This window comes from Mastigocoleus sp. MO_188.B34 (assembly GCF_030065675.1).
Lineage (GTDB): Bacteria > Cyanobacteriota > Cyanobacteriia > Cyanobacteriales > Nostocaceae > Mastigocoleus.
The window spans coordinates 1-25034 of sequence record NZ_JASJDK010000070.1 but is presented as its reverse complement, the minus strand read 5'-3'; the positions used below and the strand labels follow the sequence as shown (position 1 = coordinate 25034).

Sequence of the window (25034 nt, the reverse complement as noted above, 5' to 3'; positions counted from 1 at the left end):
AGGTTTGAAATTTAGAGAGTTGAAAGTGCTGTACTCCATATATAAATTAATATTAATTACAAGCTCAACTATTTTTAGTTTAGGTATTCTATCATCTCGAATTTTAGCCCAATCAAATATTCCTCCAGGAGTCAATATTCCGCCAGATCCTCCAGATCCGATAGAACGCACGTCTCCTCCAGAAGATGAACCTTCTAAAATTCCTCCCCGTACTCCAGAACCTCAAAATCCAATATTGACTCCTCCAGAAAATCAAAAGATACCCAAAAGAGAGGATGATGGATTTTTCAAGGAAAATTTCTTTGTAAAACAAGTTGAAATATTGGGTAGCACAGTTTTACAAGAAGAAATTAACGAATTAAAAAGTAAATTTGAAAAAAGACAAGTTTCTTTTGAGGAATTACTGCAATTACGCTCTGAAATTACAAAGTTATATATTGATAACGGATATATTAATAGCGGTGCTTTTTTATTAAGTCAAATCATCGATACAGATGGAGTGGTAAAAATCCAAGTAGTTGAAGGTGAACTTGAAGATATTCAACTGACGGGATTAAACAGGCTAAGAGCAAACTATGTACGTTCTCGTATCAAAAGAGCAACCACTGCACCTTTAAATAAAAACCGCTTAGAAAGAGCCCTGCAATTATTACAAATAGACCCTTTAATTAGTCAGGTCAATGCAGAATTAACTGCAGGTAGTACTCCAGGTAAGAATATTCTCAAACTTATTGTTAAGGAAGCACCTGCTTTTCATGCAGGAGTTTTTACTAGAAATAGTCAATCTCCCAGTATTGGTTCCTTACAAGCTGGTATTTTTGCTGTTCATGATAATGTTTTAGGTTTTGGAGATTCCCTACGGGGTGAATATGGAATTACTGAAGGGCTCAATCTTTATGATATTAATTATACTTTTCCTGTAAATTCCAAAAACGGGAAAATTGGCTTTCGGTTTACCAATACTGATAGCCGGATTATTGAAGATGATTTTGAAGATATTGACATTAGAAGTGAAGCACAGACATACTCCTTAAATTTTCGTCAGCCTCTGATATTAACACCTAACAGTGAATTTGCATTGGGACTAGCTTTAGATTTACGCCGCAGTCAAACCTTTATTCTTGATGATATTCCCTTCTCATTTTCGCAAGGTGCAGAAGATGGGGAATCAAATGTCACAGTAATTCGCTTTTCCCAGGATTGGGTACAACGTAATACCACAACTGTATTAGCAGCACGTTCCCAATTTAGTTTTGGTATAGGTGCTTTTGATGCGACAACAAATAATTCTGGAACTGACGGGAGATTTTTTAGTTGGTTGGGACAATTTCAATGGGTACAGCAAGTGACCCCGAGAAGTATATTGGTTTCCAGACTTAATGCTCAACTTACTCCCGATTCTCTACTGTCTCTAGAAAAATTCAGTGCTGGTGGAGTTAATACAGTACGCGGATACCGTCAAAATGAATTAGTCACTGATAATGCAGTTACAGGTTCAGTAGAACTATTTATTCCTCTTACATCTAATTCGAATGAATTGAGAATCGCACCTTTCTTTGATATCGCTGCAGTCTGGAATAATCGGGGTTCAAATCCCAACCCTAATATTATTGCTGGTACGGGTGTAGGATTGTTATGGCAGCCTCGACCCGATCTGAATTTGCGTTTAGATTATGGTTTACCTTTAGTATCTGTTGAAGACAGGGGTAATACCCTACAGGATAATGGGTTATATTTTTCTGTGCAATATCAGCCTTTTTAGATAGGGTTTGCTGTTAAAAAAGTCTTCTGGTGAAGTTAGGGAACAGGGAACGGGGAACAGTTTCATTTATTTAGGTTACGCTTATGAAATTTAATTAAACGATATGATTCTTGCTTAATGCATTATCTGTAGCTTTAGTTTAGGAAATTGGTATTACTTGGTGTGGTTGCAAATATGGGATCTCAGGTAAACAAATAAACTTAATCTTTAGTCTACTTTGATTACAATTTTGCCGAAATGAGCCCCACTTTGGAGATATGAATAAGCTTTTCTTGCTTCTTCGAAAGGAAACACGCGATCGATTACAGGTTTGATTTGATGCAGTGAAATAGCTCGATTCATAGATTCAAACATATCTTTACTACCTACGTAAATTCCCTGAAGATTTAGATTTTTCATTATTACTGGTAAAGGGTTTACTTCTGCCTTTGCACCGGCTAAAATTCCAATTAAACTAATTGTCCCACTTACACGTACTGCCTGCATTGACTTTGCTAATGTTCCCGCACCACCCACTTCAATGACCCGATCTACTCCGTTACGTTCTGTAAGTTTATAGACTTCTTTATGCCATTCAGGTGTAGTTTTATAATTGATTATTGCATCTGCACCTAATTCTTGGGCGCGCTCTAACTTTTCATCGCTACTGGAAGTAATGATTACTTCTGCACCGTAGATTTTAGCTAATTGAAGTGCAAAAATTGATACTCCACCAGTTCCAAGTAGTAAAACCCGTTCGCCAGCAGTAATTTTACCTTGAGTCATCAGAGCGTGCCAAGCAGTAACAGCCGCACAGGGTAAAGTTGCACCCTCTTCGTAACTTAAATGTTCGGGTAATGTAACTAAGCCATCTTCATGTAAAGTAACGTATTCTGCTAACATTCCGTTGATAGTACCACCTAAATCTGATTTGATTTTTTCTTTGGTAAGAGTACCGTCAAGCCACTTTTGAAAGAAAATCCCTGCAACGTGATCGCCAACTTTAACTCGCGTTACCCCTTCTCCAACCGCAACTACTTCCCCCGCTCCATCGGATATGGGAATTAATGGGTATTTGACAGCAGGACCGTAAGCTCCTTGAGCAACAACTAAATCGCGATAATTTAAAGCAGTTGCGCGGACTTTAATTAAAACTTGTCCGTAACTAGGTTCGATTTCAGGTTGGTCTACCAATGACAAAGCGTCAATTCCTGTACCATTTTCGACTTGATATATTCTCATAAGTTTAATTTTTTTAATTTTCATCCTCTAGAATAATTGTTTAATTTGTTACTTATTACTCTTTACGAATTACGTCTTACTGACTACTCTTAAGTTACTATTGTTATCTATTACTCTTTAATTTTTTATCCCAGGGGTAGAACTTAGATAGAAATTGTCTACCTAAAACTTTATTAAAATCATTATTTTGCTTAAAGTAACGATAAACTCGAAAAAAAATCATTTATGGTATAAACCATGAATTTTGTCCAAACTCTAGTAAAAAGTAAAACTAAGTTTAAAATTGGAACTCGATGGTTAGCTCTATCGGGTATTTTGACCGTAGCGAGCTTTGGATGCTGGCTGATTTATGTTCAAAATTTCCGTAAGTCTGGCGCTCTTATTAACGTACCTATTACCGAAGTAAAGCGGCACAATCTCGAACTTACAGTTGATGAAGGCGGTATCCTAGAATTGGGAAATCAGCAAAGTCTCAAAGCACCTGGCGAAGTAACTGTAGAAAAGGTACTAGTAAAGGTGAGAGATAGGGTTAAAGCTGGTCAAAAATTATTAATTCTCCGTAATAAAGAACAGCAAGATAGCTTAGCTAATAAAGATTTAGAAATTCGCAAACAAGAAGTAAGATTAACACGCGATCGCCAAAAAGTGGCAGAAGCAGAAAAAAACTTAGCGCTTGCTCAAAAGGAGTTTAGAGAACCAATCGATCAACAATTGGAAATTGATAAACGGGAAATTGACCTCATTCGTACTCGGGAAAAAGTTACACAAATAAAGGAAAGGTTAACTGTCGCTCAGAAGAAACTCAAAAGTACCCAAGCTTTATTTGATAGAGGATTTATCTCCCGCGATGAGTTGGAAGGAAAAGAAACAGAACTTAAAGGAATTCAATTAGAACTGAGGAATACTAAGTTGGAACTGAAAACTAGTATTTTGGACATGAAGCATCTCAAAACTAAGATGCAAGAAAGAAAAGAACTAAGAGAAAAGGTTTTACAAGCAAAGTCAGCACTGGAAGAAGCTCGTTTAAATGTCAATAACAGTATTAGCGAACTCAAACGCTTGCGGGTAGAGCGTGAAGTTGCAGCGAAAAAACTAAAAAATAATATTGTTAGCGCCCCAATCAATGGTAAATTACTTGACGTTAAAGTTAAAGATGGTGAAGGTGTTACCTCTGGAAAGGTTTTAATGACTTTAGGTGACCCTACTACTGAACTAGTAAAACTCAACATAGGTACTTTAGATGCAGGTAAAGTCAAAGTTGGTCAGGTAGCTCGAGTCAAAGTTATTGGTCCAAAATCTCAAGAATTTAGTGGAAAGGTTAATACTGTACATCCCCAAGCTGTTTCTCGCGATGATAGTAATCCTTATAGTTTCATGGGTGGGGGCTCTTCCGGTCAAGTATTAGTACCTGCAACAATTGAGTTAGATAAACCTACGGGTGTTTTAATTCCCGGTAGCAATGTGAGCGTGACAATTGTTGTCGAAGAACGAAAAAAAGTAGTAGCTGTAAATCTAGAAGCTGTTAAACGAGAAGAAGGTAAACCTTTTGTTTGGGTCATTGACAAGGAAGGGAAAGCAAGAAAACGAAAAGTCACTCTTGGAATAGAAGGAGCAAGTCAAGTTGAGGTGAAATCTGGTTTAAAGGTAGGGGAGAAAGTAATAATACCTGCTCCAGATACTATTTTGGAAGAGGGAGCATCAGTCCAGCAATGAAGATTAGGGATTAGAGATTAGAGATTAGGGATTAGGGATTAGGGATTAGGGATTAGGGATTAGGGATTAGGGATTAGGGATTAGGGATTAGGAATATAACTACGAATTACAAACTCATCATTATGAGCTTATCTCCTCAAGATTTAATTAACCTCACCTGTAAATCACTACTTAGTAATGGTTTGCGTTCTGCTTTGACGACTTTTGGTGTATTCATGGGTGTTACTGCGGTTAATGCTTCCTTACAAGTTGGTGCTATTAGTCAAAACATCATTTCTAAGCAGTTAGCGCAACGAGAAGCACCCCAAGTAAATATTTCAATTTACTCATCAGAGGGTAGACAACCAAAATTAGAGGATATGGAGTACACTCGCAGACAACTAAAAAACGTTAAAGCAATTAGTGCTTCTGATTACATCTGGTTTCTTAATACTGCACGGTATCGAGACGAACAAAGCGAACCACAAATGTCTGCAGTTACTCAAGATTTTCTCCTTACTTCTGGTAGAAAGCTGTTAAAAGGTCGTTTTTTTAGTGATGCTGATTTTAGCCGGTATCGACGAGTGATAGTAATTGATAAAGTTTTAGCGAATCGACTTTTTCAAGGTGAAAACCCCATTGGTGAAATGATTATCTTGGGAGCAAGTAGACCTTTTATTGTCGTTGGGCTTATAGAAAGTAAGTTAATAGAGGGACAAGAAGCGAAAGGTAGTTTATTTATACCAATGTCAATATACAGTGCGATGACAGGAAATCAAAGTATTAATGAAATATCGATACGTCCTCGAGATGAAAATAAGATGGAAGAATTACAAGAGGAAGCAAGAAAACTTTTGGAGCAAAGACTTCCAGGAGCTAAAGATAATATTTATGTCAGAAGCAATATAGATGATATTCTCGAACAGAAAGAAACTTTGGATCTCGTTTCTCGGGGACTAACAGGTGTGGGAATGATTTCCCTACTCATTTCTGGGGTTGGTATTGCTAATATAACCATCGCTGCGGTAATTGAGCGGACATCAGAAATCGGTTTGAGAAGAGCGATCGGTGCAACAAAGCTGGAAATTCAACTACAGTTTATTCTAGAAGCAAGTATTTTAAGTTTGGTTGGTGGAATATTTGCGATCGCAACGGTACATGGGTTAACACTGGTAGTCGCTAATACATTTACATTACCTTATCAATTTGATGTTAAAACTGCTGCTTTATCTTTAGGTTCAGCTTTGATTGTTGGTGTGGGTGCTTGTTATTTCCCTGCTGTTCGCGCAAGTCAATTAGATCCGGTTAAAGCATTACGCGAAGCTTAATTAAATATGGGTAATTGGTAGTTGGTAATGGGTAATTGGTAATGAATTTGACAAGTTTTTTAATTTGTATCTTTATTTTTACTGCAACTATGAGTGCAGCTGATGCAAATATTTATAATAAGTCTGAGAATGTATTGGAAGATAAAAGTTCTGATAAATCTTGTATGGATATGATGTGTGATTTATCCAAAAAATCTTTTTTGCTTGCGGATAGTTATTTACCCGACATGTTCAACAAATATCCAGCAATTTTTAAAAGAACGTTATCAGACACAGCTGAGTTTGGTAGTAACAAAGATAATTTAGATCCACAGTACAATGAGGTAATATCAAATCGGGATAAATTAAATAATTCAGATAAAAATCGAAATCAATCAATAATTAAGTCAGAAGAATATAAATCAAAAGAATCTAACCCAAAAGAATCTAACTCAGAAAAATTCAACCCGGAACAAATACCTTCCCCCAAACCAAGAAAAGTAACTAAACTATCACTTTCTGATGTTGTGTTTTTAGTAATTGCAAATAATACCGATATTAAAAACGCTTATCTAGATCGAATTACCCAAAAACAAGACTTGGCGATCGCAAAGGATAAATTTTCTCCAGACTTTACACCAACATTTTCATTATCCCTAGATCGAATTGGAAATTCCGACTTCAATCCCACAGGAACAGTAGACGGAAAAGTGCAAGTGAAAATTCCTACAGGTGCAACTTTAGACTTTAGCTGGATTGGTAATGCTCAAACCTCTAATGGAAATAATGGCATAAATGATGATATTTTTCGCCAAAGTTTTCAAGTTGATTTACAACAACCATTGCTTCGAGGTGCTGGAACCAGGGTTAATAGAGCTTCAGTCAAACTAGCTCGCTTGCAAGAAAAGGCAAATATTATTAACTTAAAATCTACATTGATTAATACTGTTACTAGTTCCATTACTGCTTATCGCAGTTTAATTCAAGCCCAAGAATCGGTAAAAATTAGCGAACGCGCTCTTAAAAATGCTCAAGAATCATTAGAATTAACTCAAGCTTTAATTGATGCTGGAAGAAAAGCACCTGTTGAAATAGTCCAAAACCAAACTAATATTGCAAATCTCCAATTTAGTTTATTAAGTGCTAAAAATGCCCTCGAATCAAGTAAAATAGCTCTGTTAAATATTTTGGATATAGATCAAAGTACTAATATTGTTGCAGACGAAATACCCAGTTCAATAAAAGCACCGGTACTAAACTTAGACAAACTCAGACAAATAGCATTAACAAATAAACCAAGTTATTTAATATCTCAAATTAATGTTTCTCAAAATAAACTTCAGTTATTAGAAGCAAAAGACCGTCAGCGTTGGGATTTAAACTTAACTGCGACTTTGAGAAATGAAATAGATCGAGAATCAGATGCAAGAGCTGGATTATCTTTAAGTCGAACCATCGGAGATTTAAATTTAAAACAAGCATTAGATCGAGCCCGTATTAGTTTGATACAGTCAGAAAATTCTTTACAAGATCAGCTTGCAACTTTAGAACTTGAATTACAAGATAGGATTAGAAATGTCAATTTAAGTTTTTCCCAACTAGAACTCGCACGGGACGCTACTCGTTTATCTCAAAAACAACTGGAAATCGAACAAGAAAAACGAAAGCTAGGTTTAGGAGAGGGAACAATTTTTGAATTAATTAGCTTTCAAGACCGTCTAGCACAAGCAAGAACTAACGAATTAAATGCAAAAATTGGATATTTGAATGCTTTGACAAACTTAGACCAGTTTCTGGGTACAACGTTACAAACTTGGAAAATTGAGATTGGGGAATAGCGGGACTTAGACATTTTTTTGCTCAAAAAACAGCCTCAAAGCTTTATAAATCAATGGTTTTACGTCAAATTAGTTGTTTTCTTGATATATCTATGTTATGGCTAACGCCACGCTCCGCTAAGAGCGATTTTTAGGGCTTTGAAGTTAATCCCTTGTCATGACTGGCTTTGAGGCTTTTTCCTACTTGTTTTTTGTCTAAGTCCCGATAGTACCACTGCGCGGAAGTTAAAAGTATTCTCTATCTTGTTTGCATGTGTAAATTATTGCTTAATTTCTGCCTTGCTGTACTAGGTTAGAAATTAGGAATTAGTTTTAGTCTCTTTTGTTATTGACTCAAACTCATTAACAACCCGATTTAATTCCTGTACCAACCAAGAATCAGCATCAGTTTCCAAAAATATTTCTAATAAACTCCGGTAGTACCACAAACTTCCTGACTTACCACCTTTAAATTTATCCCAAGTTGCTTCTCCATCCCTAAATAAATCGCTCAAAATACTGCGCGCATTATGTAACTTATCTGCTAAAACTACTCTACGAACTGAACTTGAAGCATGGCGCATTCTTTCAATAAATTGCTCTTTGCGCTCTTGCCAAGGTGGTTTTGGTATAGTGTCTGCATCTGTGCAACCATCTACAATCTCAGTGACTCTTTGACCAAACATATTTAAAATTACTTCGCGGGTTGCTTTTCCCCCCTGGTCTTCCACTGCATCATGCAATAAAGCTGCGATAGCTTCATCTTCATCACCTCCATTTTCTATTACCAAAGCTGTGACACTTAAGAGATGACTAATATAAGGTATTTTACCTCCCTTTCTGGTTTGTTTTTGGTGTAATTTGTGGGCATAAACTAAAGCTTCTTCAAAACGATTGGTCAATTTTGATGTTTCTGTCACCTTCAAGTTCATTATTTCCAATCCGTGATTTAAATTTTTGATGTTTCTAGATTAGCAACAGGTGGGAAAATGCTATTTCCATAACTGGTAAAGTCGATTGGGTGGTAATTTAAAACTTATTCAGAGGTTAGAATTAACTATTCCCCTGGGAATAAATACTAGTTTGATTTTCAGTGCTTATTGAAATATCTGATATTACAAGGCTAAATTTAATCCCCACAATGGGATTAGGCAGTAATATTAAAACTCTATCAAACAAAAAATTTTGTTCTTATCAATTTCACGCCAAAAGTGCCGATCGCAAGAGTAAAACTGGTGGTAACTTGAATTATGTCCAGACCTATTGAAGTTCGCAATCCCCGTAATGGTAAGTTTGATTACGTAATTATACCCCCACCAGAAAAACTTTTAGTACAACAGTGTCATCGTTTGCGTAGAGCGCAGAAAAATTGGCAGGAAATAGGTTTGGAGATCAGAATTGCAGCTTTACAAGAATGGAAACAAGCTATAGTCTCAAATAAAAATAAGTTAAGCGAAGCTCTCGTTGCTGATACTGGAACCTGGGCAGTTTCCCAATTAGAAATAAATTCTTTTCTGGCGAATCTTGATTACTGGTGTAAATTTGCACATAAAACCTTGCGTTCTTCTCGCCAAGAAACAAATATTCGCTTCATTCAATTGGAACAGACAGGGGTACCTTATCAATTGGTAGGAGTAATTTCTCCTTATAGTTGTCCGTTGATTCTATCTACCATTGATACAATTCCAGCACTACTTGCAGGTTGTGCGGTAATTGTTAAACCAAGTGAAATCACACCCCGGTTTATGTCACCTCTGTTAGCTGCACTCAGCACCATACCGATATTGCGGGATGTCCTAAATTTTGTTGAGGGAGGTAGAAACACCGGAACTATTTTAATTGAATGTGTTGACTTTATATGCTTTACGGGAAATGCAAGCACAGGTTTAGAAGTTGCAGCATCTGCGAATAAACAATTTATTCCTGCTTGTTTGGAATTGGGTGGTAAAAATCCGGCAATTATTTTGGAGTCTGCAGATTTAGGTGTAACAACCTCAGCAGTTTTATGGGGTTCAGTTTTCAATAGTGGACAGTCTTGTCATTGTTTGGAAAGAATTTATGTTGCCGAATCGATTTATGATAAGTTTTATCATCAATTGGTAGCTAAAGCACATCGTTTGAAATTTTCTCACCCCGAACCTTCTAATGGAGATATTGGACCAATCATTGCAGAAAAACAAGCTGTAATCATTGAGGAACATTTACAAGATGCAATTGATAAGGGTGCAGTCATCCATTGTGGGGGAGAAGTTGAAGAATTAGGTGGAGGTTGGTGGTGTCATCCAACGGTTATTACTGGGGTGAATCATTCCATGAAAATCATGACCGAAGAAACTTTTGGTCCAATAATACCGGTAATGTCTTTTTCACAAGTTACGGAAGCGATCAATTTAGCCAATGATTCTCTCTATGGACTTAGCGGAGCAGTATTTGCGGCTACAGAAGCTGAAGCCATAGAAGTCGCCGAAAAGTTAAATCTTAGTGCTGTTAGCATCAATGATGCAGCTTTGAATATCATTATTCAAGAAGGAGAACAAAACCCTTTTAGATTTTCAGGTATGGGAAGTTCCCGTACAGGTGTTTCAGGAATAAAACGCTTTATGCGCAAAAAAACGTTATTTGTGAAAACCAAGTTAGTTGAAAATTCTTGGTGGTTTGATGGTGGTTAGGGATTGGAGATTGGCGATTGGAGATTGGAGATTGGAGATTGGCGATTGGGTTCAAATAAAATTACTTTTTCCCTCTATTTTTTGGTTTCTGCCCTGGGGTTAATTAACGGTAAACTGGATTTTATGTTTCCTAGTTTTCTTCCCCCAAATACCGAGCAATTGACAGAATCAACTTCAATTGCTTTAGCCCAGAATATCAAACAAATCCACGTACCCACACCTTTAAGTGGGGAATCGATTCTTACATCCTACATTTGCCAAGGTAGCGATGGAATACCCATTCTGTTAATTCACGGGTTTGATAGTTCTATATTTGAATTTAGACGTTTATTACCAAAACTATCCCCCTATTGTGAAACTTGGGCTGTAGATATATTAGGTTTTGGTTTTACAAGTAGAATCCCAAATATAAAATTTAGTCCTAAAACTATTAAAATTCACCTTTACCATTTTTGGAAAACCTTAATTAACCAACCTGTAATTTTAGTCGGTGCTTCTATGGGAGGTGCAGCAGCAATAGATTTTACTCTCACCTATCCGGAAATAGTGAAAAAACTCGTATTAATAGATAGTGCAGGTATTGGGGGTGGTTCGCCGTTAAGTAAATTTATGTTTCCACCTTTAGGTTATTTAGCCACAGAATTTTTACGTAACCCAAAAGTACGCCAAAGTATTAGTCGTGCAGCTTATAAAAATAAAAATTTCGCTTCTGCTGATGCACAAACATGTGCTGCATTACACCTAGATATGCCAAACTGGAGCCAAGCTTTAATTTCCTTTACCAAAAGTGGTGGTTATAGCTCTTTCCGAAAAGAGTTATCAAAAATCGAACAGCCAACACTAATATTGTGGGGTGATTCTGATGAAATCTTGGGAACTGCTGATGCGGAAAAGTTTCAAGCTAGTATAAAAACCAATCAACTTATCTGGATTGAGGATAGTGGTCACGTACCCCATCTAGAACAATCAGAAACTACGGCTCGGTGCATTTTGGATTGGATGACCGAAGATTAAGAGAATATGAAGATTAGGAGAATATGATGTAGAAATTAAAATTAACCCTTTATCTCAGCCCCATTCAATCACGCCAACATACTTTTACAAAATGGGCTGATCTGCCACAATTATCCTGAGTCCGAATCACACTTTCAATTTCCAAGTTAAAAGGAATCGCGGTAGTAAGATATTTTTGTGCTAATAAGCCAAGCTCAGGAGCTATTTCTGAAGCTGTTGTTGTTGCTATTCCCAAACCAATAATTTGCTCAATTGGTCCTCTTGGTAACAACAAATGCATTCCCACTGCAAATCCTGCAGTTACTAGCATTGTTACTGAAATATTTGTACTGCAACGGGGATGGACAGCTAAATTCGATTCTCCATTAATTAATCTATGTAAAGCAAGTTTTGCGGCACGCCTCAGACTACCGATTGTCACATCTCCATAAAGATAAAATCCTTGCTCTGTAGACAAACCACCTAAAAGTTCGTTATCTTCTGTCTGAAGTTCATTTGGAGTGGTTCCAGGATTATATAATTTATCTGCCTGACTTAGAATCCAAACAGTTCCATGTTCTAAAGCATGAACTTGACGTAGCATGACAATTTCTTTCAATCCCGGAATAAATGAGAGATGCTCAACAAGATCGGCATCCTGGGATTTTGATGTTGTAACAAAATCAAGGTTGAGAAAATTAAAGCTAGAGAAATCACCATCGATAAAAGCAGAGGTATTCATAGCCGAATTGCTGCCCAATTGCAAATGTAGCAATATAGATTACTTTCCAATGTAGCGCTTAAGTTAATGGAATATTGCTAATTTTTGTTGATTATTTTTGATGATTTTCAAGTAACAATCAAAAATATACTTAATTTTCTACTGTTGAAATTTTTACTATTTAATTTATGTAAAGATTTCAACAAGTTTCTGAAAACGAGCTTTGGAGATAAATTTTGGGAGTAAATCCTGGAAATAAATCCTGGAAATTAACTATTGGAAATAACGTCTGAGCATGTAGAGACGTAATATATTACGTCTCCGCAATCTTTCGGGTTTACGCAGTACAGGACTCAATCAAAAAAATTAACACTGTGTGAGGCAAAATAACGATCGCCGCAAGTGAAAGTTTCACACTTTTAATGAGGCGTGAGGAGAAGAACTATCGGCAACTACTGAAAATGGCACAGGTATTTGACTAGCAATTCGCGGAAAAATCAGAGTTAAATAAACTGAGCCATTTACTAGTAGATGCGCTATGAATAACGCAAAAACACCCCAAAAACTAAGATCTAGGATTTAGCAAAAATAAAAATCTAGGATTTAGATTTCATTCCCAGCTGTTGTTGTTCGCTGGATTGCTTAGGTAGAGAACAGCAATTAACATCATTTAGGCATACTTTACCCCATTGCAGAGCCCAACGGACGAGTGCGACTCGGTTATCGGTTCCTGTCTTGGTTAAAATATTGCTGATGTGGTTATCTACTGTACGTTTACTGATTTCGAGTTTACCTGCAATTTCTTGGTTAGTTAAGCCAGCAGCCACTAATTCGATGATTTGCAGTTCTCGGTCTGACAGACTAACAGGGGCCTGAGACTCGCCACCAGCCATGAGTATCTGTTCCTCCGTTGGTATATTTACTCAAATGCTCTTATTCATTCTAAAAGATTCTTTTGGTGGTGGAGGTTTCAAGTGTTAGCAGTAATACGATAATAATAATTTATTTGTTTCGTTCGTTAGCAGCAATACTGTTTAGAAAGGATAAGTATTTTTTGTTATTCAATCGTAAATCGAAAATGTTCAAAGCGAACTTACCAAATCTTATTACATAAAGCAAAAAGAGTTCGCGAACCTAGGAAATTATGCTATTTAGTTGTATGAACTGTATGAACAATAGCCAAAATAAGCAGTTAAATTAGTGTAGATTCCATACAGTAAATTCATACCCAAAAACAAAAATTATCAGACGAAATGAGCAATTCCCGTGTTTTATGTTTAGGTGAAGTTTTATTCGATTGTCTTGCAGATCAATTGGGACGAAAACTTGAAGAAGTTGAATCTTGGACTCCTTATCCTGGTGGAGCTCCTGCTAATGTTGCTTGTGCTTTAGTTAAATTGGGAACTTCTGCAGGATTCGTTGGTGCTGTGGGTAAAGACCAAGCAGGTAATGAATTGGTTCAATTATTAAAGGAAGTGGGTGTAGACACGACTGGGGTTGAATATCATCCCAGCGCTCCCACCAGACAAGTTTATGTTGTACGTTCCACAGCAGGCGATCGCCATTTTGCTGGCTTTGGTGAGTATGACACGGCTGAATTTGCTGACACCCACCTCAATAGTTCGGAAATGCCGATTTCTCTATTTGAGGCGGCAGATTTTTTGGTTTTGGGTACTTTAGAGTTAGCTTATCCTGAAAGCGGTCAGGCTGTTCATCGTGCCTTGGAATTAGCAGCACAATACGATGTGAAAGTTATTGTTGATGTTAATTGGCGTCCTGTATTTTGGAAAAATCCCGATATCGCACCGGAAATCATTCGACAAATCTTAAAAGAAGTTGATTTTCTCAAACTTTCTAAGGAAGAGGCTGAATGGCTATTTAATACCACTGACCCCGGCGCAATTACTTATAGAGTTGATGGGGTTGAAGGAGTACTAGTAACTGATGGAGAAAACGGTTGTGCCTATTGTCTGAGTGAGAACGAAGGGAAAATACCTGCGTTTAGCATACCTGTAGTTGATACAACAGGAGCAGGAGACAGCTTTTTAGCCGGTTTTATTCATCAGTTAGCAAAGCAAGGGATTCAAAGCTTGGGTAATGGAGAAACTGCAAAAAATATTGTTACCTATGCCAGTGCTGTTGGTGCTTTAACTACCATCAAAGCCGGTGCGATCGCATCTCAGCCGACTGCAGAAGAAGTAGAAACTTTTTTGAATACCCATAAGTCTTAATGTTTTAGATTTCTAATCTTTTGGATATGTTAATCTTTGAAGTTTTAATCTTTGAGTTCTTAAGTTCTTAATTTCTTAAGTTTCCAGCTTTACAGTTATTCACTTTTCCCTTTCTTCTTTCCTGATACACATTCCCTAATTTCAGATCGCCAAACTCATGACAGCAAATCTAAATTCCCGCCACAGTTTTTTTGCAAGAAGTAGTTTGCGAACTATTGCTTACCTTCAGGTGATGATTTTATGCGTTATCTCGCCTTTAGTTGTCACCAGTATTACTATTGCTCAACAAAACAAGCAATCAGCAGGTTCATATATTCAGCAATTAAAAACAGCTGACGAGGAACAACGTTCGGGATTAGTAGAATCATTAGCAAGTTTGGGTAAATCGGCTGTTCCAGATTTGATCAATGCTTTACAAGATAAAGATCCTGCTATCCGTAAGAGTGCTGCAATTGCTTTAGGTAAAATTGGTAAACATGCTAATGCTGCAGTACCTGCTTTGAAAAAAGTTTTGGATGACAAAGATTTTCAAGTACGATCTAGCGCAATGCAAGCTCTAAGCTCCATCGACAGAAAAGTTATTGTTCCTTTCTTAATTAGTGAGTTATCAACTGGAGAAGCATGGGAGCGCTACAGTGCAACTCATGCACTACGTACATTTGGTAAAGAAGCTGTTGCAGCAGTCCCAGCACTGATAAAAACCATCAAGGAAGATAAAGATAATTGGGTGAGAACCAGCGCAGCAAGTGCTTTGGGTACTATTGGGAAAGACGCCCATACCGCCATACCTATTTTGATTAAAAGTTTAGAAGATGGGAATGAAACCGTACGTTACGGTGCTGCTTATGCTTTGGGTAACATTGGTGAGAGTTTTTATGAGCATATAAATCAGCTTTCACCGCAAGAAATTAGTGGAGCCACATCCAGCTTGGAAAAAGCTTTACAAATCATGAAGAATTCCCAAGGAAAATTTCGTCCAGAAGCGATCGCGTCGGTGAACGATCCGCTACTACTTCTGAAAAAAGCACAGCAGTCTCGTTCGCAAAAATAACAATAAATACAAACAATAAGCGTTAATTATAAACTCCAGTAAAATCCCGCAATCCATTTATAGGTAGTGATTGCTTTAGCTCAATCTTTTTCCCAAATCCCATATTGATTGCATATTTGATTGGATGAGCAAGAAATAATATGTATCTATACCCTAGTAAAAACTTTCTAATTTACTTAAATTTCAGTTGGTTGAGGTAGCTTTTTTAAAGTAACTTTGATACCATTTTTAGGCTGTAATGTAATTGTTGGTTCAGGAACAATAGACTGATTAGGAATCAAATATATCTCAAAATTTTGGGCGATAGTTGCTAATAATAAAACTGCTTCCATTAATGCAAAATTTTTGCCGATGCAAGTACGTGGTCCACCGCCGAAGGGCGTATAAACCCCTTGAGGTAATCTTTTTTCTAAGTCTCCATCCCAGCGTTCTGGTTTAAACGACTCGGGTTCTTCAAAATAGCGTTCCCATCGATGCATTACCCATTGACTAGTAATTACAGTACAATCACGAGGTACGTGATAGTTACCAATTGTGCACTCTCTGCTTGTATCAGCGATAATAGTCCAAACTACTGGGTAAAGCCGCATCGCTTCTTTGATTACCATAGTCGTGTATTTCAAAGCTGGAATATCTGTAAATTTAGCAGTGCGATCGCCCAATACTTGTTCTACTTCTAAGCGTAACTTTGTTTGTATATTGGGATGTTGTGACAATAGCATCCATGTCCAAGCTAGAGTATTAGCACTAGTTTCATGTCCAGCAAAAATTAGAGTCGCTATTTCATCTCGTAACTGCTTATTGTTCATTTGGCTACCATCATCTTCATCCCGTGCTTGCATCATCATCGATAATAAATCGCCGGGATCTTCACCACTAGCACGTCTTTCATCAATAATCCGATAGATATATTTGTCCAATTTTTGGATCGCATTATGGTAACGGAGATTGGAAGGTGTAGGAAATGTCTCTGGAAAAGGAATTAGAGATTTACGTTGTGTTATCATCCACTCCGATGATACTTGCATTGCTCGAGCAACATCATGGGCTTCATCTTCTAATACGTCTTTGTTAAATAGTGTTTTCATGATGATGTTGAAAGTCAAGCGCATCATCTCAGCTTGAATATCTTTGGTATCCCCATCTTGCCAATTTTTAAGCATTTTTTGAGTATTTTGAACCATTAATTCACCATAGTCAGCAATCCGCTTTTGGTGAAATACGGGTTGAGCTAGACGTCTTTGTCGAAACCATGTTTCTCCTTCACTGGTGAGAAGACCTTGTCCGAGTAATGCACGCATACTTTTTAAAGCCATTGACTTAGTAAAGGTTACTCTGTCTTTAAGCATTTGTTGAATATATTCAGGTTGTGCGAGCAAAATCACTTTTCTCGAACCGAAGTGCAAAGGAATAATTTCTCCATACTCCCGAACGCATTGAGTCATAAAGAAGAGGGGATCTCGAGCAAAGTCAATTAAACTACCCAGTAAGAAATTACCTTGAGGACCAGGTAAAGAGAAAATATCTTCAGTTGATTGATTTGTATCTAATTTCATTGCGAATAACTTCTTTATTTTTGCATCTAATTAATTTAAGGTTGGTCTATAGAAATTTCCACTTTGTAGAGATGGGATATATCCCATCTCTGCAATTACTTGTGAAAAAAATTATTCTATTCCTTAGTTGCTTAATTTAAAGTCGGAGTCTGTTTAAGTGAGAGATAAATTATAGACTTTAATGATAGTTAAAGTTCATTTAGAGGGCATATACCCGAATGGCACGCTCGTTAAGACTCATCCGCACAAGCGCGTGCGTGAACAAACCTTTAACTGTAGGGGGTGTGGGGAGTGTGGGAAGTGTGAGAAGCTTGCTATTCAGTTTTGTGCAACATTGTTTATTAATTATTTTAATTACTTTCCCATAGTTATTGCTGACAATCAATAGTGAATGGGTTACCTTCTGGATCGATAGCTTCGGCAATTGTTAAACCATGAGAAGGATGACGTATAGTGTCGAATTTGACGCCGCGTTCGCTTAATAATTGATATGCGATTTCAAAATTGTCAACATGAAAAGCTAACTTTGGCCTATCTTGACCGAGTTTTTTATTAAGATTGCCATGCAAAACTAAAGTGCATTCACCGGTCGCAAATTCTACCCATTGTTTTTCTGGATTTCCCTTAATACTCTGACGAGATTTAATTTTTAAGCCTAGTAAATCCCTGTAAAATTCAGTTTGTTTTTCTATATCCTTAACATAGAGGATAGCTTTAGTTAAACCTTTGACAATACTCATAACTTTCACTTGTAGTTGATAATATACAGTTACTTTTGGAGGCTCCCATGGCAGAAATTATACATTAGAGCAAAATTTTCTGATAGTCTCCTAGAAAATTGGTTTTCTGAAGCTGACGTGTAACTGTTTGGGACCATGAAAAATAATATTGTTTGCCCACTCAATATTTTCGTTCGCTAAACGGAGGTCTGGTAAACGATTAAGCAATACATTCAAAGCTATTTGACCTTCGGCGCGGGCTAAAATCGCTCCAAGACAATGATGAATCCCTGCACCAAAACCAGTGTGTTTTACATCCTCACGTTTGATATCAAAGACTTCCGGATTTTGGAAACGTGCAGGGTCGCGGTTTGCCGAACCAAGCATTATTCCAACACTATCTCCACGTTTAATTAATCGATTGCCAATTTCAATATCTGCATAAGCCCAACGAGTAATCATTTGAATTGGGGTGTCGTAACGGATCATTTCTTCAACAGCATTGGGCATTAGTTCGGGGTGCGATCGCAATAGTTGTAATGTATCAGGATTACGCAGTAATGCAAGGGTTCCCTTAGCAATTAAATTAACCGTGGTTTCATGTCCTGCGGTTAGCAAGTGGGTACAAGTTGCAACAATTTCTTCATCTGTTAACTTATCTCCTTCATCAGCAGCCTTAACTAAATTAGAAATTAAATCATCTTGGGGCTTGGCTCTTCGAGAAGCAATTATGGGTTTAAAGTAGTCAATAAATTCTCGAGAAGCTTTTTCTGCTTTCTCGTAAATTTCTGGCGGTGGTTTCAAGCGAGAAGCGCTAGCATTTTGTAAAGCTAATGCCCATTGACGAAATAAATCTCGATCTTCAGGATCTGCGCCCAACATAATGGCTATCACCATAATTGGTAAAGGAAAAGCATATTCCTCAACTAGGTTCATCTTTCCCTGAGCATGAACTTTATCCAATAAACCATCTGCAAGTTGATAGACCATTGGACGTAAATTTTCCACAACTCTTGGGGTAAATGCCTTACTAACCAAGGATTTTAAGCGTGTATGATTAGGTGGTTCCCGGAAAACAATCCAGTTGCTAACCATATTCAAAAAAGTACTATAGGCTGTTGGAACGGGTGTTGTTTCCACGTCATTGCGCTTGATGGGCTCCCGACCAAATTTACGGTTTTCCATAACTTTTATGACGTCTTCATAACGGAAAACATACCAAGCACCAGATAAATTGGGGTTTGAAGAAACTCCCCAATGTACTGGATCTTTTTCTCTATAGTAACGATAAAATTTATAGGGATCTGGCATTACCTCGGGTAAAAATGGGTTTAATCTCTCGATAGTTGGAGTAGACATTTTCAGGGACAAAAAATACTGGTTATTAACTCTGTAGGGATATGGTATTGGAACTTATGCAGAAGTCAGAAGTCAGAAGTCAGAAGTCAGAAGTCAGAAGTCAGGAATCAGAACAGACCGCGCCTGCGGCGTTAACGTAAGTGGGGCGTAAGCACAGCAGGAGTCAGAATATAAGATTTTATACGGTAGCATACCGCTTTGCTAACAGGAGCTATAACTTTTCTAAAGCTAATAATTCTAATGGATAGGACAGTGTAGATAGCATTTGTGTCATCTGTTCGCGTCCCGAAAGGAATACTTTGGTTACAGATGCTCTAGACTCCAAACGCTTAATGTAAGCCATTAAGTTAAGGAAGTGCTTGTAGTTATAAACCATACGTAGATAAGCAAGAGTAGGAGCAGCAGCACAATCAGCTAAGGAAAATTCTTCTCCTGCGAGCCAGGTACGATCTACTAATTTTTCATTAAGTACAGTACAAGCTGTTTCCAATAATCGCTGTGCTTTCAGAACTGATTTATTACCTCTTTCTTCCGGTGGACGCTGACTATCAGTAAAAAGGGCTTCTCTTCCACCATTAACGTATATATCAATTATCCTTTCCAACATTCTCACCTCTAAAGCGAGTTTTGGATCTTCAGGAATTAATCGTTGTTGTGAGCCTTTGCTACATCTATCGAGATATTCAATAATAATACAAGCTTCGTGCAATACCTCACCTTCATCTGTTGTGAGCGTGGGAATTTTACCAAACGGGTTAATTTGCAAATATTGCGATCGTGCTTCAGGGTCAAAAAGGTTAACTTCAATGGGTGTGAAATCTATTTCTTGCTCGTAGAGAGCAATTAGTACTCGCTGGGAATATGATGAAGCTGGAGCATAGTAAAGTTTCATGTCAGTAAACATCTTGAATGACAAAAAATACATTAATAGCAATTAACGAGGTGACAAAACATTGTGAGTTTTCCTACCTCATTAATCTCTAGCTACAGTTTATTTATGAAATATTTCTGAAGTTGATATTTTGATATTAAGGCGTAATTAGGATTTTCTTCATTTTGATATGATTAATTCCCGCTTCAACAAATGCTTCTCCGTACTGTTCAAAACCTAACTGTTCGTACAAACCTTTAATGTATTCTTGGGCATGGATGATAATCTCAGTAATATTTTGTTGGTCTGTAATATTTTTTTGTGTGTTCGCGTAGTACATCCCCTGAACTGCACCTGCGGTGTTCAGCTTTGCTGCGTCTAACGGAGATATCACTTCCAATGCTTTGAGCATTAGTTTCCTTGCAATACCCTGTCTTCTTGCATTGGATAATACAGCAAGCCTCTCTATCTTTGCAGTATTTTGATTTAAGTATTTTATTCTTGTTGTCCCCACTGCTTCACCATCTAGATAAGCAATTAGCTGTTGACAAGTTTTATCTTGACCGTCAATATCTAATTTCGGATCGACTTGTTGCTCTTGATGGAAAACTTTACTTCTGATGCCTGATATTACTGAAAAATCTCGCTCAAAATCAGCAAGCTCAATAATTATATTGCTCATGTGATATTACTTTAAGTATTTGTGATATCTGTTAGGTAGTGGTAATGAGTAATGATTCATCGGAATCGGTGATTGTTAGTAATTTTTCTACACCAACTGGAGTCTATATCAAAAATCATCATTTTTTTTAGACTTTGATTTATCAGTTGAATATTTGATTTCCATCTGTTCTGCAGCTTTATAATCTCTTCCCTTACCACCGCTACCATAAACAACCCGTAGATTTCCTTTATTATTTTTCTTCCCTTCCTGTTTTTGTGGTTTATCTCCTTCTCCTCTTCTCCTAGCTGAGGTTCTTTCCTCGCTGGTGTTCTCTGCAATCACTTCATACAAAATCGCCTGTTTATTTTTCACATTACCCTTACGCAAAACTCTTCCCAATCTTTGAATGTATTCCCTAGCGGAACCCGTTCCCGATAAAATAATTGCAACGGAAGCTGATGGAACATCAACACCTTCGTTTAAAACGTGGGAAGCAATCAAACTCTTATATTCCCCTTCCCTAAATTTTGTTAAGATTGCGTGGCGCTCTTTAACTGGGGTTTGATGGGTAATTGCTGGAATCAGAAATTCCTGAGAAATACTGTATACGGTGGCATTATCTGCTGTAAAAATTAAAATCCTCTCTGGGTAATGTTTCGCTAATAAATTTGCTAAAACCCTAATTTTCCCATCCGTACCCAAAGCAATTTCTTTGGCTTCCCGATGTGCTAACATCGCTCTGCGTCCATTTTGAGAACGAGCACTCATTTGTACAAATCTTTGCCAACCTTGAATGCTTCCCAAGGAAATTTTAGATTCTCTTAAGAAATCATTACGAATTTGAATTAATCGATTATATTTTTCTCGTTCTAACTGGGATAATTTAACTTTTATTTGGACTATTTCATGTTCGGCTAAAGCTTGACCGGCTAAATCCTCAGCTCGTTTGCGATATACTTCCCTACCGATCAAAATATTTAGATCTGCATGTTTGCCATCAGTACGTTCTGGAGTTGCTGATAAACCCAAACGATAGGGTGCGATCGCATATTCGGCAATTACCCGACTAAAATCTGTAGGTAAATGATGGCACTCATCAAAAATAATTAAAGCATATCGGTTACCTAAATTTTCCGCATTAATTGCTGCACTATCGTAAGTTGAAACCAATATCGGCGTGCGATCGCGAGAACCTCCGCCCAATAACCCAATTTCTGCATCGGGAAAAGCTGCTAATAAATGAGCGTACCATTGATGCATTAAATCTAAAGTCGGCACCACAATTAAAGTGGTACGGGGTGTAGCCTGCATCGCCATTTGGGCTAAATAGGTTTTACCCGCAGCAGTTGGAAGTACTACTACACCTTGTCTCCCTGCTAATTTCCATGCTTTTAAAGCTTCACTTTGATGGGGATAGGGTTCCATTTCCAAAGCTGCAAGCAACTCTACGGGATAAAATTCTTTGGCTTTATCCACAAAATCCGTATTTTCAGCTTGTAGTGCTTCCACTAAAGGACGATATTGAATTGCCGGAATGCGGAATTTCTCTATCCGGTCATCCCAAGTAGCAAAATCCATCCAAGCTTTACAGCGTGGTGGTGGGTGTAAAATTAAAGTACCGCGATCGAAAGTTAAGGTTGGCGTACGGGCCATGAGCTTTTTTTCTTTTTCCCAGATAATTGTAGAAGAGTTGGGGACACAAAAAAAACTCTGCATTTATATATAGTACTAAAGTTGTGTCCCAGTCCGATTAAAATTGATCTAAAACTCTGGGATTGCAAAAGTGTCTGACTCTCTACCATTACGGGAAAAGTATCTGATTTTAATTGATGATATTGTCCAAAGCACCCTCAAAGGTAAAATTAGTTCAACGAATCAGGTATATCAGATGTTACTCAACGGTGTAACTGCTGGTACGGGAGAAATCTTTGAACTAGCTTTGAGAGAGCAGTTCAGCAATGTCGAATCACAAGTTAAGAATGAAACAGATGAATTGAAACAAGCAAAAGCCACCCGTGCTTTTCGGGCAGTTAAAACCATTCAAAATCAGTGGGAGCGAGTTCAGGAACAAACTAAAGCAATAGAAGTCATTGCTACAGCAGCACGAGAAATCACTACAGCTTCAGATGAAGAACGGTTACTAATATTTTTACGCTTTATCGATTCAAATCAGAAGTATTCGCTGAATTTACAGCAATTACAACAATTATCAAAATCTTTACGCCAGTTTGCTGAAAGTAATTCTGACTTACAAGAACTTGCGGAAGGGATTAACAAAGGTATTGCATCTTGGCAGCGCTTGCAAGATCATTTAGTTAGTTGGATGTACGATCAGGGAGAAACTCTAGGTTTTGCTGGCGTTCCCGGAGAAAGCGGACCGTGGGCGACTTGGGCAAAAAAAGTAAATAGCAACATACCCGAAAAATTATTTCGTACTTTGGCTGTGGATCAGTCAGCAAATAAATTTGCGGAACAAATATCAGAACTAACTTTGGGAGATTGGGTTGAGATTGCTATAATTTTGCAAAACTTGCAACGCGGTTTAGTCACTTGGTTTGATAAACAACCTTATAATGTGAAAGCAGGTTCCAAGTTATCAATTTCGACTTTTTTAACCTTTGCAGTTATTTGGAGTCAGTTAGGAGATAGCTTTGTTAGGGGTACCGCTTACTCAGATGCTGCTTTTCAAGTGATGCTTCAAGTTTTACGTACCTTCGCCCAACGTCCTTATTTTCCTTTTTACGGGGGGATTTTCGCCTCATTTTCTGGTAGTTATTTACGGGATGCACTGCAATATTTAGACGAGCCGTTACGCCGAGTTGAAGGAACCCAAGAGAAAGCCCGCATTCTAACACTATTAGGTAATTCTCAGCGAGCATTGGGAGAATATGACCGTTCCATAGAGTTTCACCAAGAAGCACTAGAAATTGCTCGGAATGCTGGGGATAGTCCATGTGAAATCGCCAATTATAATCATCTGAGCCGTACCTACGTCGCCCAAAAAAATTACACCCAAGCAATTAACTACAGTCAACGTGCTTTAATACTTAGCCGCCAAACAGGTAATAAAACTGGAGAAGCAAATGCTTTGACTAACTTGGGTTACAGCGAAGTTATGCAGGCGCAGCAGTTGGAAGTCATTGAGCCCGAAACTTATGAAATGGCAATTAATTATTTACAACAAGGTTTAAAATTATCGGAGAAATTAGGAGACATACAGAGTAAAGCTTTATGTGCGAGTAGTTTGGGTATTGCTTACTTAGTAATTCAACAATCGCAAAATGCTGTGAAACATTTAGAAACAGGTTTTAAAAGCGCGCAAGTTTCTGGCGATTTGTATTTGCAAGGTTTAAACCTGGCTAATTTAGCTGAAGCTTATTACAGTCAAAAACAATTAGAAACAGCAATTTACACAGCTTGCTTGGGTATGTATTTGTTAAACCAAATTGCTTCTAATGAGTGGCGTAAAGCTGCTGGTTTATTGATTATTTTGCAAGGACAACTCGGTAAAGAAGGGTTTGTTAAAGCTTTACAAGGATTTCGGTCGCGAATTATTTCTCTAATTGGGGTTGACGGATATGATTATATACCTCAACTACTAGAGGAATATCGGGGTGGAAGTGCTTAAGGTAATTTGTAAAAGCCCGCACCTTAAGTTGATATGGTAATAGGTAATTGATTATCGGTAATTATTAAAGTAATTACTGATAGCTTGTGGTTGGGTGTTGCATTTACGCCCAATTTACCCAGAAAAAATGCTAAGATATTAAGTGATAATGCCACTCCATTATGTTGGGAGGGCTATATGAAAACGAACATTTTACGCTTTGTTTCCTTTTTTTCTACTTCCTTAGCGATCGCGATCACATTAGTAATAATTGGTGCGATGAGTACTGCTACAAGCAAGCAATAATACTTCAATACCCCGAACTTCACCAAATATTCGTCCATCTGTCCTGAAGGGGCGACGAAACAGCCTGAAACTCTTATTTTGTACGGCAAGTAACATTGTGTGATAAAAAAGATAGGTCTTTATGCTTGCAATAAGACCTAATTATTGCAAATGTTACCTCAATTTTACCAAACGCACCTAAAAAGTCAACTGAATCTAGCAGATTATATTTTTCTAAAAATTCTGCTTCACCTTTTACAATTAATTAAAAAAGTAAACTTAGAAAACTTAGAAATAATTAAGAGCAATTTCGACTCAAAACTATTTTCCCATCAGGTAAACGATATACCCCATCAGGTTCAATAATCGGATCTCCCTTTTTCCAGTTCCTCAATGTTGTCTTAGAAATACCACGCACCGAATTAGTAGGATAATTAGAAATATCTGCATTACCTGGACTATGGGGAAATCCACTTGAACCAGTGATATTGAAGGTGCTACCAGTATCG

At 37.6% G+C, this 25034-nt stretch carries 20 protein-coding genes and 1 pseudogene; 10 read left to right on the top strand and 11 right to left on the bottom strand.

The window, feature by feature from the left end; all coding sequences use genetic code 11:
- Positions 1-28 precede the first annotated feature (28 nt).
- Complete coding sequence (locus tag QNJ50_RS17070) at positions 29-1762, top strand: ShlB/FhaC/HecB family hemolysin secretion/activation protein (RefSeq protein WP_300637352.1); 1734 nt, start codon at positions 29-31, stop codon at positions 1760-1762.
- Positions 1763-1969: 207 nt separating this feature from the next.
- Here QNJ50_RS17070 and QNJ50_RS17065 read toward each other — a convergent pair whose 3' ends face one another.
- The gene (locus QNJ50_RS17065; protein WP_300637325.1) at positions 1970-2983 is read right to left on the bottom strand and encodes an NAD(P)-dependent alcohol dehydrogenase; all 1014 of its coding nucleotides are present in this window, start codon (positions 2981-2983) and stop codon (positions 1970-1972) included.
- Between the two features lie 237 nt (positions 2984-3220).
- Here QNJ50_RS17065 and QNJ50_RS17060 point away from each other — a divergent pair, with 237 nt between their 5' ends.
- The 3 genes from QNJ50_RS17060 to QNJ50_RS17050 all read left to right on the top strand — a co-directional run bounded on the left by QNJ50_RS17060 (position 3221) and on the right by QNJ50_RS17050 (position 7820).
- Positions 3221-4696 (top strand): efflux RND transporter periplasmic adaptor subunit, encoded by a 1476-nt coding sequence (locus QNJ50_RS17060; protein WP_300637323.1) that lies wholly within the window; start codon positions 3221-3223, stop codon positions 4694-4696.
- A gap of 122 nt (positions 4697-4818) precedes the next feature.
- Positions 4819-6003, top strand: a complete 1185-nt coding sequence (locus QNJ50_RS17055; RefSeq protein WP_300637321.1) for an ABC transporter permease — start codon at positions 4819-4821, stop codon at positions 6001-6003.
- 89 nt (positions 6004-6092) lie between these two features.
- Positions 6093-7820 (top strand): TolC family protein, encoded by a 1728-nt coding sequence (locus QNJ50_RS17050; RefSeq protein ID WP_300637319.1) that lies wholly within the window; start codon positions 6093-6095, stop codon positions 7818-7820.
- Positions 7821-8119: 299 nt separating this feature from the next.
- Here QNJ50_RS17050 and QNJ50_RS17045 read toward each other — a convergent pair whose 3' ends face one another.
- Positions 8120-8731, bottom strand: a complete 612-nt coding sequence (locus QNJ50_RS17045) for an HD domain-containing protein (protein WP_300637317.1) — start codon at positions 8729-8731, stop codon at positions 8120-8122.
- Between the two features lie 318 nt (positions 8732-9049).
- Here QNJ50_RS17045 and QNJ50_RS17040 point away from each other — a divergent pair, with 318 nt between their 5' ends.
- Positions 9050-10468 carry an aldehyde dehydrogenase family protein gene (locus tag QNJ50_RS17040; protein WP_300637315.1) on the top strand — a complete coding sequence of 473 codons (1419 nt, stop codon included), beginning with the start codon at positions 9050-9052 and terminating at the stop codon, positions 10466-10468.
- Positions 10469-10591: 123 nt separating this feature from the next.
- On the top strand, positions 10592-11482 hold the full coding sequence (locus QNJ50_RS17035) for an alpha/beta hydrolase (protein WP_300637350.1): 891 nt from the start codon (positions 10592-10594) through the stop codon (positions 11480-11482).
- Between the two features lie 64 nt (positions 11483-11546).
- On the opposite strand, the gene QNJ50_RS17030 is transcribed toward QNJ50_RS17035, so the two are convergent.
- Positions 11547-12203: a DUF6391 domain-containing protein gene (locus QNJ50_RS17030; RefSeq protein WP_300637313.1), complete on the bottom strand. Its 657-nt coding sequence runs from the start codon at positions 12201-12203 to the stop codon at positions 11547-11549.
- A 575-nt stretch (positions 12204-12778) separates the two neighbouring features.
- Positions 12779-13075 carry a helix-turn-helix transcriptional regulator gene (locus QNJ50_RS17025; RefSeq protein WP_300637311.1) on the bottom strand — a complete coding sequence of 99 codons (297 nt, stop codon included), beginning with the start codon at positions 13073-13075 and terminating at the stop codon, positions 12779-12781.
- Between the two features lie 360 nt (positions 13076-13435).
- Between QNJ50_RS17025 and QNJ50_RS17020 the strand changes: the two genes are divergently transcribed.
- Positions 13436-14413, top strand: a complete 978-nt coding sequence (locus tag QNJ50_RS17020; RefSeq protein WP_300637309.1) for a carbohydrate kinase — start codon at positions 13436-13438, stop codon at positions 14411-14413.
- A gap of 157 nt (positions 14414-14570) precedes the next feature.
- On the top strand, positions 14571-15464 hold the full coding sequence (locus QNJ50_RS17015) for a HEAT repeat domain-containing protein (RefSeq protein ID WP_300637307.1): 894 nt from the start codon (positions 14571-14573) through the stop codon (positions 15462-15464).
- A gap of 176 nt (positions 15465-15640) precedes the next feature.
- Here QNJ50_RS17015 and QNJ50_RS17010 read toward each other — a convergent pair whose 3' ends face one another.
- The 6 genes from QNJ50_RS17010 to QNJ50_RS16985 form a co-directional block, all read right to left on the bottom strand.
- The gene (locus QNJ50_RS17010) at positions 15641-17020 is read right to left on the bottom strand and encodes a cytochrome P450 (protein WP_300637305.1); all 1380 of its coding nucleotides are present in this window, start codon (positions 17018-17020) and stop codon (positions 15641-15643) included.
- Between the two features lie 368 nt (positions 17021-17388).
- Positions 17389-17760, bottom strand: a complete 372-nt coding sequence (locus QNJ50_RS17005) for a VOC family protein (RefSeq protein WP_300637303.1) — start codon at positions 17758-17760, stop codon at positions 17389-17391.
- 90 nt (positions 17761-17850) lie between these two features.
- Positions 17851-19098: a cytochrome P450 gene (locus QNJ50_RS17000; RefSeq protein ID WP_300637301.1), complete on the bottom strand. Its 1248-nt coding sequence runs from the start codon at positions 19096-19098 to the stop codon at positions 17851-17853.
- A gap of 211 nt (positions 19099-19309) precedes the next feature.
- Positions 19310-19990 (bottom strand): glutathione S-transferase family protein, encoded by a 681-nt coding sequence (locus tag QNJ50_RS16995; protein WP_300637299.1) that lies wholly within the window; start codon positions 19988-19990, stop codon positions 19310-19312.
- 136 nt (positions 19991-20126) lie between these two features.
- A complete protein-coding gene (locus QNJ50_RS16990) occupies positions 20127-20651 on the bottom strand; it encodes a GNAT family N-acetyltransferase (RefSeq protein ID WP_300637297.1) in 525 nt (174 codons plus the stop codon).
- A 108-nt stretch (positions 20652-20759) separates the two neighbouring features.
- Positions 20760-22286 (bottom strand): DEAD/DEAH box helicase family protein, encoded by a 1527-nt coding sequence (locus QNJ50_RS16985; RefSeq protein ID WP_300637295.1) that lies wholly within the window; start codon positions 22284-22286, stop codon positions 20760-20762.
- A gap of 130 nt (positions 22287-22416) precedes the next feature.
- On the opposite strand from QNJ50_RS16985, the gene QNJ50_RS16980 reads away from it, so the two are divergent.
- Positions 22417-24261 (top strand): tetratricopeptide repeat protein, encoded by a 1845-nt coding sequence (locus QNJ50_RS16980; RefSeq protein WP_300637293.1) that lies wholly within the window; start codon positions 22417-22419, stop codon positions 24259-24261.
- 435 nt (positions 24262-24696) lie between these two features.
- Positions 24697-24816: pseudogene (locus tag QNJ50_RS16975) on the top strand (IS4 family transposase); the annotation flags it as partial.
- A gap of 7 nt (positions 24817-24823) precedes the next feature.
- Here the strand turns inward: QNJ50_RS16975 and QNJ50_RS16970 are convergent.
- Positions 24824-25034: hypothetical protein (locus QNJ50_RS16970; protein WP_300637354.1), on the bottom strand; the 211-nt coding region annotated here is incomplete at its 5' end.